This is a genomic window from Hypericibacter adhaerens (assembly GCF_008728835.1).
GTDB classification, from domain to species: domain Bacteria; phylum Pseudomonadota; class Alphaproteobacteria; order Dongiales; family Dongiaceae; genus Hypericibacter; species Hypericibacter adhaerens.
This window is the reverse complement of sequence record NZ_CP042582.1, coordinates 3,450,124-3,461,814: the sequence shown is the minus strand read 5'-3', so window position 1 is coordinate 3,461,814 and position 11,691 is coordinate 3,450,124. Positions and strand designations below refer to the sequence as shown.

Here is an 11,691-nt window from a genome sequence, read left to right as displayed (position 1 = left end):
TCCGGTGCGGGCAGGGAGGAAGATGAAGGGGAGGAAATGTCGAGTTTTCAGAGCGCTATCGTTTTAGCTTGGAGCATGACATAATCGTCGGGTCAACGGATGTCAGCGCTCGTTTCCCGCCCTCTTTGGCATGGCCTCGCCCGGTCCCTTTGGCTCGGGGCGGCCTTCATTTGCCTGGGTGCGGCGTTCGGTTCCGGGGCGGTTCGGGCCGCCATGGTCGACCCGCTGCCGCACCGCGCGCTTTACCACATGCAAATCCTCAAGAGCGGCGGTGATATCGCGGATGTCGAAGGGGAAATGGCCTTCGAGTGGCAGGATTCCTGCGACGGCTGGAGCGTCACCCAGCGCTCGCAGATGGACTTCCTCTATACCAGCGGCGATGCCGCCCGGGTGGGCTGGAGCCTGACCTCCTGGGAATCGAAGGACGGGACCCACTACCGCTTCGTCTCGCGCGAGCTGACCAATGGGGAAGTGACCGCGGAGTACCGGGGCGATGCCGACCTCTCCAAGAGCGGCGGCAAGGCGCATTACAACAAGCCGCAGGCCCATGACACGGCGCTGCCCGCCGGCAGCCTGTTCCCCACCCAGCACAGCCTGGTGCTGATCGAGCAGGCGATGAAGGGCACGCCCATGCTCTGGGCGGAGGTGTTCGACGGCTCGGACCAGGACGGGCTCTTCGCCGTTAGCGCCGCGATCACGCCTCTGCCCGAGGCCGCGCGCAAGGAGGCCGACCAGCGCCGCGAGCTCAAGGGCGTGCCCGGCTGGAACGTGTCGCTCGCCTTCTACGCCCCCAAGGGCGAGACGGCCGAGCCCGAGCATGAGCAGAGCCTGCGCCTCTATGCCAACGGCGTGGTCGACCGCCTCGTGCTCGATTACGGCGAGTTCTCGATCCTCGGCACTCTCTCCAAGATCGAGACCCTGCCCAAGCCGAGCTGCTGAAAATTCCACATCCCCATTTCGTTACCCTCGCCCCGCTCTTGCGGGGAGAGGGAGGGACCCGCGCAGCGGGAGGGTGAGGGGTCAGTCGCCGCGAAACGCGATCTCGATGGCTTGATAGACGCCATCGAGGCTTTGGAGAACGTCGTTATTCCAGAACCGGATGACGCGATAGCCCTTGCCGGCGAGAAATTCCGAGCGGCGCGTATCGTACTCGACATTATCGGCGTGCTGGCTTCCGTCGATTTCGATGACGAGCTTCGCCGCCGGGCAAACGAAATCGACGACATAAGGCCCAATCGGGACTTGCCGTCGGAACTTCGTGTTCTCGAACCGGCGTGACCGCAAGGCCTGCCAAAGTCTGTCCTCGGCTTCGGTCGGGTTTTGGCGCAACTTTTTGGAGAAACTTCTATCCATTACACCGTTATGATATGACTGCGCGACGCTGCAAGCCCCTCACCCTCCCGCTTTGCGGGTCCCTCCCTCTCCCCGCAAGTGCGGGGCGAGGGTAACTCGGAGCTCACTCCTTCCCCCCATCCTTCGGCGGCACCCAGCCGCGGCCCTTGCGGATCGCGCCGCGGCCGAGCTTGTCGCGCAGCTTGTCGATGGTCTGCTCGACGGCCTTGCGCCGCTGGGCGTCGGGGTCGGCGAGGTCGGGCGGGTCGGCCACGGCTTCGTCCACCAGGTCGCCGGTGCCGACGCCGATGAGGCGGAAATAGCGCCCGTTCGCCTCGCGCTGCAGCAGGGGCTTGGCCGCGCGGTAGATCGCCTCGGCGAGCTGGGTCGGATCGGCGAGCTTGCGGTTGCGCGTGAGGATCTGGAACCCGTCGGTCTTCAGCTTGAGCGTGACCGTGCCGCCGGCGAGCTCCGCGCGCTTGAGCCGGTAGGAGACCTTCTCGCAGAGCGGCCAGAGGATCCGGTCGAGCCGTGCGAAATCGGCAATGTCCTCGTTGAAGGTGGTCTCGGCCGAGATGCTCTTGGCGGGCCCGTCCGGGTCGACCTCGCGGTCATCGATCCCGCGCGCGAACCGCGCCAGCCGCCGGCCGATGCTGCCATAGCGCAGCAGCAGGTCGTTCTCCTCGCGGGTCTGCAACTGGCCGATATGGGTGATGCCGTCCTTCGCCAATTGCTGCTGGAGCGCCTTGCCCACGCCCCAGATGAGGCCGACCGGCTTGCCGGCCAGGAACGAGGGCGCCTCGGCGCGGCCGATGATCGCGAAGCCGCGCGGCTTGTCGAGGTCGGAGGCGACCTTGGCGAGGAACTTGTTGTAGCTGAGCCCGATCGAGACCGTGATCGAGAGATGCTGCTCGATCCGGGCCGCGAGCCGTGCCAGCGTCTTGGCCGGGCTTCCATGATGCAGCGCCTCGGTGCCGGAGAGATCGAGGAAGGCCTCGTCGATCGAGAGCGGCTCGACCAGGGGCGTGGTCTCGAGCATGAGCTCGCGCACCTCGTGGCCGACGGCGGCGTATTTCGCCATGTCGGGATGGATCACCACGGCCTTGGGGCAGAGCTCGAGCGCCTTGAACATCGGCATGGCCGAGCGCACGCCATAGAGCCGCGCCACATAGCAGCAGGTCGAGACCACGCCGCGCTTGCCGCCGCCGACGATGACCGGTTCGTCGCGCAAGGCGGGATTGTCGCGCTTCTCGATCGCCGCATAGAAGGCGTCGCAATCGATATGGGCGATGGCGAGCCGGGCCAGCTCCGCATGGCGCAGCAGCCGCGGTGAGCCGCAGATCGCGCAGCGATGGCCCGCCGGCCCCGGGTCGCCGAGGCAGTCGCGGCAGAGGCGGTCGGGCGCCGTCATGGCGAGATATTTCCAGCCCCCTCCCATGCCGGCTTCGCCGGCGAACCCAAAGAAAGCGCGCACAGCGCGCGGGGCGGGAGGGGGTAGGGGGAGGGAGGACGCAGGCGTGCTGTTGGCGAAGGACCACGCTTGTTGCAGACATTTCCTTCAGTTCCTGCTCGCTCCAGTTCTCCGACAAGACTGCGAAGGATGGGTTCTTCCCGTTGAAGAGCGTGCGCCGCACCCCTCCCCCTACCCCCTCCCGCAAGGGGAGGGGGCGTGACGTTATTCCTTGTGTGGCGACACGATTTCACGGCGCGCCTTCATCCGGCTCCGGCGGCCAGAGCCAGGCGGCGCCGCGCACGCCCGAGGAATCGCCGTGAACCGGCGGCCGCAGCCGGGTGTCGACGCGATCGGAGAAGACGAAGCGGCCCCAGAGCCGCGGCACGGTCTCGTAGAGACGCCCGATATTGGAGAGGCCGCCACCCAGCACGATCACCTCGGGATCGAGCAGGTTGACGACATGGGCGAGGCCGCGCGCCAGCCGCTCCTCGTAGCGTGCCATCACCGCCTGGGCGATGGCCTCGCCGCCGGCCGCCGCTTGCGCGATCGCGGCGGCGGCGAGAGGCCGGCCGGCCTTGCCGCGATACTCCGCTTCCAGTGCGGGGCCGGAGAGGAAGGTCTCGATGCAGCCCTCGCGTCCGCAATAGCAGGGACGCCCCTCGAGCTCGCCCGCCATCGGCCAGGGCAGGGGATTGTGGCCCCATTCGCCGGCGATCGCATTCGCACCGAGGAGCGGCCTGCCGTGGATCGCGATGCCGCCGCCGACGCCGGTGCCGAGGATTACGCCGAACACCAGATGGGCGCCGGCCCCGGCGCCGTCGACCGCTTCCGATACGGCGAAGCAGTTCGCATCGTTCGCCACCCGCACCGGCCGCGCCAGCAGCCGCTCCAGATCGCGGTCGAGCGGCTTGCCGATGAGCCAGGTCGAGTTCGCGTTCTTGACCAGGCCGGTCGCGGGCGAGATCGCGCCCGGAATCCCCACGCCGACGCTCGCCCGCGCGGGATCGCCGGTCGTCTCTCCCGGCAACGAGGTCTCGAGCTCGTTCACCAGCCGCCCCACGGCCGCGAGCGTCGCTTCGTATTCGCCGCGCGGGCTGGCCACACGCCGGCGCGTCAGCACCTCGCCTTTGGCGCCGAGGAGGATAGCCTCGATCTTGGTGCCGCCCAGATCGACCCCGATACGGGCCCGTCCGGCCGGCGGCGCTGCGCCTTTCACCTCATGCCTCGCTGCGTACGGCCGTGACGGGGCCGATTCCGGGGGCCCGGGCGGGCCGGTTTCCCCGGACATGTGGCCAAAATGGGTCTGCATCCTTGGCCTGAGCCGGAATTTCCACGGTTTTTCGGAGACTTCGTCGCGGTTGAAAGCATCGCCGATCAACAAAATATTAACGATGCCGGGGTTATGCGTTAATAGATGTCCTAGCCTTCATGGGAACGTCGGTCGCGGGGTCCACGTCAGGGATGGGCCTCGGTTTGAGTACTGACTCCGTGGGCGTCCGGGGGCGGCATGAACGACACGATACGTGAATTTCCGACGACGGATGGCTCGCGCCGCAGCGGCGACGGCAAGACCGTGCTCATCGTCGAGGACAACGAGCTCAACATGAAGCTCTTCCATGATCTCATGGAAGCGCACGGCTACAACATCCTGCAAACCCGCGACGGCATGGAAGCGCTGAAGCTCGCGCGTCAGCACCGTCCGGACCTGATCCTGATGGACATCCAGCTGCCCGAGGTGTCGGGGCTGGAGGTCACGAAATGGATCAAGGAGGACGACGATCTCCGGGCGATCCCGGTGATCGCGGTGACGGCCTTCGCCATGAAGGGCGACGAGGAGAAGATCCTCCAGGGCGGTTGCGAGGCCTATATCGCCAAGCCCATCTCCGTCGCGCAGTTCCTCAGCACCGTCGAGCGGTTCTTGCGGTAGATCGGATTTAATCGATGTCGGGACGAGTCCTTGTCGTCGACGATGTGGCCGCCAACCGGCGGCTGCTGGAGGCCAAGCTCTCGGCCGAATATTTCGACGTCACGCTCGCCGAGAACGGCCCCGACGCGCTGGCCAAGATCGAGCAATCGCCGCCGGACATCGTCCTGCTCGACGTGATGATGCCCGAGATGGACGGGTTCGAGGTCTGCCGGCGCATCCGCGCCGATCCGCGCTCGGCCCATCTGCCGGTGGTGATGGTCACGGCGCTTTCCGACGTCTCGGACCGCGTGCGCGGCATCGAGGCCGGCGCCGACGATTTCCTCACCAAGCCGGTCAACGACCTCGCCCTCTTCGCGCGGGTGCGTTCGCTCCTGCGCCTCAAGCTGATGATGGACGAGTGGCGCGTGCGCGAGGCGGTCTGGAACCGCTTCGCCATGGACGGCGCGCCGGCCAGCGACGAGGTCGATCACGGCCGCGCCCGCGTGCTGCTGATCGCCAAGCCGGGCGACACCGCCGACCGGGTGACGCAAACCCTGGCGCAAGACAAGAACGACACGCTGCTGCTGCCGGCGGGGCCCGACGCGGTCCAGCGGGCGCGCAGCGAGGCCTTCGATCTCGTGATCGTCGATTTCGCCATCGGGGCCTCGGAGGGCCTGCGCATCTGCTCGCAGCTGCGCGCCTATGAAGGCACGCGCCAGCTGCCGATCCTGGTGATCGTCGGCTCGATCGACGCGCCCGAGCTGGCCAAGGCGCTCGATATCGGCGCCACGGATTACCTGGTCGAGCCCATCGACGGCAGCGAGCTCCAGGCCCGCACCCGCACTCAGGTGCGCCGCTCGCGCTATTACGACCTGCTGCGCCGCCATTACGAGAAGGGCCTGTCGCTGGCCCTCATCGACAGCCTCACCGGCCTCAACAACCGCCGCTACATGGAGCAGCATCTGGCCGAGCTGATGCGCCGCACCAACGCGTCGGGCAAGCCGCTCTCGCTCCTCGTCGGCGACATCGACCATTTCAAGCAGGTCAACGACCGCCACGGCCATGCCGCGGGCGACGAGGTGCTCAAGGAGGTGGCGCGGCGGCTGACCGCCAATCTGCGCAGCTTCGACATGGTGGTGCGGCTGGGCGGCGAGGAGTTCTTCGTGGCCATGCCCGAGGTCGGCTACGAGGCCGCCCTCTCGGTCGGCGACCGCCTGCGGAAATCCGTCGCCGAGAAGCCGATCCAGATTCCCGGCCAGGACGCCATCCCCGTCACCATCAGCCTCGGCGTGACGCTCGCCGACATCGACGAGCCGATGGAAGCCGGCCTCAAGCGCGCCGACCAGGCGATGTACCGGGCCAAGCAGTCCGGCCGCAACCGTGTCGACGCCCTGCCGGCGCCAAGCCAGGAACCGCCGAAGAAGGCCGTCGCGGGCGAGTAGGAGGCCGAACCGGTTTCCGTTCTGGGCCTCGGCAAGGCTTTCTGGCGCAAACCCCCTCTCATTGTCATCCGACAATTGTCGCCTTGCCGGCCCATCGGCACGCGCGCCACTATCGCTGCTGCGACGTTCCCCGAGACATCATCAGCAGACAAGGGCAGGCTATGTCGGCATCGGATTCCGATCTTCTCTACATCTCCGGCACGGAGGCGCTGGCCGCCTTCAAGGCGCGCAAGCTGTCGCCGGTCGAGCTGATGCGGGCCATGATCGCGCGCGCCGAGGCGGTCAATCCGAAACTCAACGCCATCACGCTGCCTTATTACGAGCAGGCGCTCGCGGGCGCCAAGGAAGCGGAGCGCCGCTATATGGGGAAGGGCGAGGGCCCTCGCGCGCTCGAAGGCCTGCCGCTCGCCTCCAAGGACATGTCGCATATCGCGGGCGAACCGGTCTCGATGGGCTCCTGGAGCTACGAGGCCTATCGCAGCGACCATACCTCGCCCACGATCGGGCGGCTGATCGCGGCGGGCGCCCTCGTCCATATGCGCACCACGGCGCCGGAGATGGGCTTCTCCGGCATCACCCGCAGCCCGCGCTACGGCATCTCGCGCAATCCCTGGAACCTCGATTTCACGCCGGGCGGCTCCTCGGGCGGCTCGGCCGCGGCGGTCGCGGCCGGCATGACCGTGATCTCGGACGGCTCCGACGGCGGCGGCTCGATCCGCATCCCGGCCTCGGCCTGCGGGCTCGTCGGCTACAAGGCGCCGGCGGGGCGCAATCCCAACGACCGGAGCCTGCCGCTCGAGCCGCTCATCACCACCGGCCCCATCACCCGCACCGTCGCCGACGCGGCGCTGATGCAGAACGTGGTGAGCGGGCCCCACACCGACGATCTTCTCTCGCTGCGCGAGAAGGTCGTGCTGCCGGAGAAATATCCGTCGATCGCCGGCTGCCGCGTCGCCTATTCGCCGGATCTCGGCTATTACGGCGTCGAGGAGAGCGTCGCCCGCAACACCAAGGCGGCGCTCGAGGTCTTCCGCGGGCTCGGCTGCACGGTGGAGGAGGTGAAGGTCCCCTGGACCACCGCCAATCTCGATTGCTGGAAGATCTATTGGGAGGCGCTCTATGCCGCGCTCATGAAGGACATGATGCCGCAATGGCGCGACCGCATCGATCCCTTCGTGGTCGGCATCGTCGAGCGCGGCCTGAAGCGCAGCGGCGTCGAGGTCTACGAGACCACGCTCCATCGCGGCGCCATGTATCAGGGCATCGTCCCCTTCCTCGAAAAGTACGACGTGCTGGTCTGCCCGACCCTGGCGGTGCCCTCGATGCCGGTCACCCATTCGGAGACCGACCCGAACTTCAAGATCGCGGGGAAGCCGGCCGATCCCTATTGCGGCTGGTTCATGACCAGCCCCTTCAATCTGCTGGGCCAGCTGCCCGTGATCACCGTCCCGTCCGGCATCGGCAGCCACGGCGTGCCGACCGGCATCCAGATCGTCGGCCGCTCTTACGACGACGCCAACGTCTTCCGCTTCGCCGCCGCCTTCGAGCAGGCGGCGCCCTGGCGCGGGCGACGGCCGGCACTCTAGCCCCGGCCGCTGCGGTCTTGACGGGAAGGTGGCGTTAGGTTGGAGTATGCCGCCATAGAAATACAACCAAAAATAGTGACGAGGCCACGCCAGCCGGGCGACCTTGGAGCCCCGCGAGTCGGTGGGCTAGACAGGCGGAGTCGCTCGAGGATCTGAACGCCCCTATGATTGCCGCCCCGACCCTGTCACCGGTCCACCGTGCCGCGCTGGCCTCGCACCTGACCGAGGTGTTCGGCTTCACGGCGCTGCGTCCGGGCCAGGCGCAGGCGATCGAGGCGCTGCTGGGCGGGCGCCATGTGCTGGCGGTGATGCCGACGGGGGCCGGCAAGTCGCTCTGCTACCAGCTGCCGGCCCTGGTGCTGGGCGGGCTCACGGTGGTGGTTTCGCCGCTGCTGGCGCTCATGCGCGACCAGGTGGCGGCGCTGCGGCTCAACGGCATCGCCGCTGCCAGCATCAACTCCGACCAGAGCCGCGACGACAACATCGCCGTCTGGCGGCGGGTCCAGGCGGGCGAGGTCCGGCTGCTCTATCTCTCGCCCGAGCGGCTCATGACCGAGGCCATGCTGAGCGCCCTGGCGAAGCTCGACCTCAAGCTCGTCGCCATCGACGAGGCCCATTGCATCTCGCAATGGGGCCCCGCCTTCCGACCCGAATATGAGGCGCTCTCCTCCTTGCGCGAGCGGTTTCCGGGCGTGCCGATCGTCGGGCTCACCGCCACCGCAGACCCGGCGACGCGGGCCGACATCGCGGCCAAGGTTTTCGCCGGGCAGGTCGTCTCCGTGGTCACCGGCTTCGACCGCCCGAACCTGTCGCTCGCCGTCACGCTCAAGGACGGCTGGAAGAAGCAGGTGCTCGAGTTCGTGAAGGCGCGGGCGGGGCAGAGCGGCATCGTCTATTGCCTCTCGCGCAAGAAGACCGAGGAGGTGGCGGCGCTGCTGCAGGAGGCGGGCCACAAGGCGCTGGCCTTCCATGCCGGCATGGAGAGCGCCGTCAAGGAGCAGATCCAGGACCGCTTCATGACCGAGCCCGGCATCGTCATGGTGGCGACCATCGCCTTCGGCATGGGCATTGACAAGCCCGACATCCGCTATGTGCTCCATACCGACCTGCCGGCGAGCCCCGAGGCCTATTACCAGGAGATCGGCCGCGCGGGCCGCGACGGCGAGCCGGCCGACACCATGATGCTCTACGGCCTCGACGACATCCGCATGCGCCGGCTCTTCATCGAGCAGGAGGAGAGCGCGCCCGAGCGCAAGCGGCGCGAGCATAAGCGGCTCGACGCCCTGATCGCCTATTGCGAGGCGCCCGAATGCCGCCGGCGCATGCTGCTGCGCTATTTCGGCGACGAGAGCGGCCCTTGCGGCAATTGCGATGTCTGCCTCGATCCCGTGGAGACGCGCGAGGGCACGGCCGAGGCGGGGCTCGTGCTCGAGATGGTCCGCCGCACCGGCCAGAAGTTCGGCGCCGCCCATATCGTGAATCTCCTGCGCGGGGCGAAGAACGAGAAGACCGCGAGCTTCGGTCACGAGGCGCTGCCGGGCTTCGGCGCGGGCGCCGAGCGCGGCCAGAACGAATGGCAGGGCATCATCCGCCAGATGGTGGCGGCCGGCCTGCTCGATATCGACATCCAGGGCTATGGCGGCTTGCGCGCCACGCCGCCGGGTCTGGCCCTGCTCAAGGGCGGGGGCAGCTTCCGCTACCGTCCGGACCGGCTGGGCAAGGCCTCTCGGAAGGAGCGCGCGGCCTCGAGGGCGACCAAGGGCTCGGAGGATCTCGACGCCGCCGGTGCCGAGCTGCTGCAGCGGCTCAAGGCCCTGCGGCTGACGCTCGCCAAGGCCCGCCATGTGCCGGCCTATGTGATCTTCTCCGACCGCAGCCTTGCCGACATGGCGGCCAAGCGCCCGCGCGACGAGACCGAATTCGCGGGGGTCTTCGGCGTCGGCGAGGCCAAGCGGCGCGAGTTCGGGAAGCTGTTCCTGCAAGAAATCAGTAGCCGCCGAACGGCGTCTTAGTCTTTACGGCGTTGTCCAAGGTCAGGCGCGAATCTCCCCGACAACCTTGATCCGCCCTTGGGCCCGGTTTCGTGACGCGGCCTTCACGGTAATCTCCACATCCTGCCCGAGTGCCGTCAGCAGGCGCATGAGCCGCTGGCTGGAGAAGTTCTCAAGACGACCATTGAGCAGAGCCGAGACCTTCGGCTGATCGATGTCCATGAGCGCTGCCGCGGCGGTCTGGGTCAGTTGGCGCTGCTTCACGATCCGTCTGATGTGGCCCGCAAGCTGCGCTTTTGTGAGTTCCTCTTCCGGTTCGGCAAGCCCCAGATCGGCAAAGACATTGCCGCTACTTGCCGTTACCGGGATACCGGTTTTCCGTCTCTTGACCATTGCTCATAATCCTCTCTGGCCCGCCTCAATCTCTTCTCGATCAGGTCAAGGTCGGCCTTGGGTGTTGCAATTCCTCGTTTGGCCTTCTTCTGAAAGGCATGCAGCACGTAGACGACATCTGTAAATCGGACGGTGTAAACAGCGCGGTAGGTATCGCCGTCAAAGTCTTCCACGATCTCGATGACGTTGGCACCGCCGAAACCTTTGAGCGGCTTCGCGTAGGGAGCCTTGCTGCCGATCTGCGCTTCCCACAATGCACCGCCAATTTTCACTCGGACGGGTGCGGGAAAGGCGCTGGCATCAACCTTGCTGCTGCCGACCCAGCGCACCGGTTTCGGTCGAGTTTCGCGGGCGGCTTCTTTTTTCATGTTTCTAGCCAGCAGTATATGCCTGTTTTGGCATAATTTCAAGCTGAGCTCGGCTTGAATGAGTTCGTCCACCTATTGCTCAAAAGCCGAAGGCCGCGTCCCTTGCGGTGACGCGGCCCTCGGAAATCCCTCACAGCGCCGGGCTCGCCCGGCGCCGGAACGCATGCGGTGCGTTCTTACTTGATCTTATGTTCCTTGAACGCGACATGCTTGCGCGCCACGGGATCGTATTTCTTGAACTCGAGCTTGTCGGTCTTGGTGCGCGGGTTCTTCTTGGTCACGTAGTAGAAGCCGGTGTCGGCCGTGCTGACCAGCTTGACGAGGATGGTGGCGCTCTTGGCCATGGGGCCGCTCCTGATGGGAACTAGGGCTTTGAAAACAGGGGCCGGAAGATAAGGCTTTCCGGGTTTAAGTCAAGTTTCCGAAGGCCTTGGCGGGGGCGGCGAAAGGCCCTAGCCAGCGCCTGCGGTGCCGGCCTGGCGGGGTTTCGCTATATCTTTGATATAACGGAATAAAGTGGGGGATTCCAGGCCCGGCCGGTGGCCCCGCCGCCAGCGCCGCAGGGCCTCCGCCAGCACATATTCGGTCACGTCGACCAGGTTCAGGCCGGCCATGGCCTCGACCGGCCGCCAGGCCAGGTCCTCGAGTTCCCCGTCGCCGGCGATCGAGCCTTCCGCCGTGGCCCCGTCGCCCAGGAAGAAGCGGGTGTTGTAGCGCCGGTGCGAGCCCCGGGGCGTGATCGCCCGGCAGATATAGTCGAATCCCTCGAAGCGCGGCGCCAGGCCGCGGGCCGCGAACTGGCGCCAGATCTCGGCGGCGGGCTCATGCGCGGGCTTGGGGCCGGGCGCCCCCAGCAGCAGCCCCGTCTCCTCGAAGGTCTCGCGGAGGGCGGCGCGCAGGTAGGACGCGGGGCGCTTGCGCGGCGCCGCACGCCGCAGTGCCGTCTCGACGCCCGGCGCCAGATGCTCGGCGAAGCCCGACGGCAGCCGGTCTTGCGGATCGACCCGGCCGCCGGGAAAAACATAGATGTCGGGCAGGAACTTGGCCTTGCCGTGCCGGCGGCCCATCAGCACCTCGGGGCCGCCTCGGGCACCTTGGCGCAGCAGCACGAGGCCCGCCGCATCGACCGGCCGCACCAGGGGCACTGTCGCAGGGGCCGGGTTCTCGGCCGTTTCGCTGGCTGGTTTCTGCAACGCGTCGTCCGTCCGCTTTTCCAACGC

Annotated in this window: 12 protein-coding genes; 5 read left to right on the top strand and 7 right to left on the bottom strand. The window is 67.2% G+C overall.

Annotation, left to right across the window (positions count from 1 at the left end):
• Positions 1-213: 213 nt before the first annotated feature.
• Complete coding sequence (locus FRZ61_RS15245; RefSeq protein WP_191909037.1) at positions 214-939, top strand: EipB family protein; 726 nt, start codon at positions 214-216, stop codon at positions 937-939.
• Between the two features lie 81 nt (positions 940-1,020).
• Here the strand turns inward: FRZ61_RS15245 and FRZ61_RS15240 are convergent, their stop codons facing one another.
• From FRZ61_RS15240 to FRZ61_RS15230, 3 genes are all read right to left on the bottom strand, one after another.
• Positions 1,021-1,353, bottom strand: coding sequence for an endonuclease domain-containing protein (locus tag FRZ61_RS15240; RefSeq protein WP_151118545.1), 333 nt, complete (start codon positions 1,351-1,353; stop codon positions 1,021-1,023).
• Positions 1,354-1,456: 103 nt separating this feature from the next.
• Entirely contained in the window at positions 1,457-2,770 is a 1,314-nt protein-coding gene (locus tag FRZ61_RS15235) for a DNA polymerase IV (protein ID WP_225308822.1), read from the bottom strand.
• Between the two features lie 262 nt (positions 2,771-3,032).
• Positions 3,033-4,001, bottom strand: a complete 969-nt coding sequence (locus tag FRZ61_RS15230) for an ROK family protein (protein ID WP_225308821.1) — start codon at positions 3,999-4,001, stop codon at positions 3,033-3,035.
• Positions 4,002-4,292: 291 nt separating this feature from the next.
• Between FRZ61_RS15230 and FRZ61_RS15225 the strand changes: the two genes are divergently transcribed.
• The 4 genes from FRZ61_RS15225 to recQ all read left to right on the top strand — a co-directional run bounded on the left by FRZ61_RS15225 (position 4,293) and on the right by recQ (position 9,731).
• Positions 4,293-4,712 carry a response regulator gene (locus FRZ61_RS15225; protein ID WP_151118543.1) on the top strand — a complete coding sequence of 140 codons (420 nt, stop codon included), beginning with the start codon at positions 4,293-4,295 and terminating at the stop codon, positions 4,710-4,712.
• Between the two features lie 14 nt (positions 4,713-4,726).
• Positions 4,727-6,133 carry a PleD family two-component system response regulator gene (locus FRZ61_RS15220; protein ID WP_151118542.1) on the top strand — a complete coding sequence of 469 codons (1,407 nt, stop codon included), beginning with the start codon at positions 4,727-4,729 and terminating at the stop codon, positions 6,131-6,133.
• Positions 6,134-6,294: 161 nt separating this feature from the next.
• On the top strand, positions 6,295-7,719 hold the full coding sequence (locus tag FRZ61_RS15215) for an amidase (protein ID WP_151118541.1): 1,425 nt from the start codon (positions 6,295-6,297) through the stop codon (positions 7,717-7,719).
• A 164-nt stretch (positions 7,720-7,883) separates the two neighbouring features.
• Positions 7,884-9,731, top strand: a complete 1,848-nt coding sequence (gene recQ, locus FRZ61_RS15210; protein WP_151118540.1) for a DNA helicase RecQ — start codon at positions 7,884-7,886, stop codon at positions 9,729-9,731.
• A 21-nt stretch (positions 9,732-9,752) separates the two neighbouring features.
• Here the strand turns inward: recQ and FRZ61_RS15205 are convergent, their stop codons facing one another.
• From FRZ61_RS15205 to FRZ61_RS15190, 4 genes are all read right to left on the bottom strand, one after another.
• Complete coding sequence (locus tag FRZ61_RS15205) at positions 9,753-10,103, bottom strand: helix-turn-helix domain-containing protein (RefSeq protein WP_151118539.1); 351 nt, start codon at positions 10,101-10,103, stop codon at positions 9,753-9,755.
• A complete protein-coding gene (locus FRZ61_RS15200) occupies positions 10,070-10,543 on the bottom strand; it encodes a type II toxin-antitoxin system RelE/ParE family toxin (RefSeq protein WP_225308820.1) in 474 nt (157 codons plus the stop codon). The genes FRZ61_RS15205 and FRZ61_RS15200 overlap by 34 nt, the downstream gene beginning before the upstream one ends.
• Positions 10,544-10,647: 104 nt before the next feature.
• Entirely contained in the window at positions 10,648-10,815 is a 168-nt protein-coding gene (gene rpmG / locus FRZ61_RS15195) for a 50S ribosomal protein L33 (RefSeq protein WP_151118538.1), read from the bottom strand.
• Positions 10,816-10,923: 108 nt separating this feature from the next.
• On the bottom strand, positions 10,924-11,688 hold the full coding sequence (locus tag FRZ61_RS15190) for an NUDIX hydrolase (RefSeq protein WP_151118537.1): 765 nt from the start codon (positions 11,686-11,688) through the stop codon (positions 10,924-10,926).
• Between the last annotated feature and the right edge of the window lie 3 nt (positions 11,689-11,691).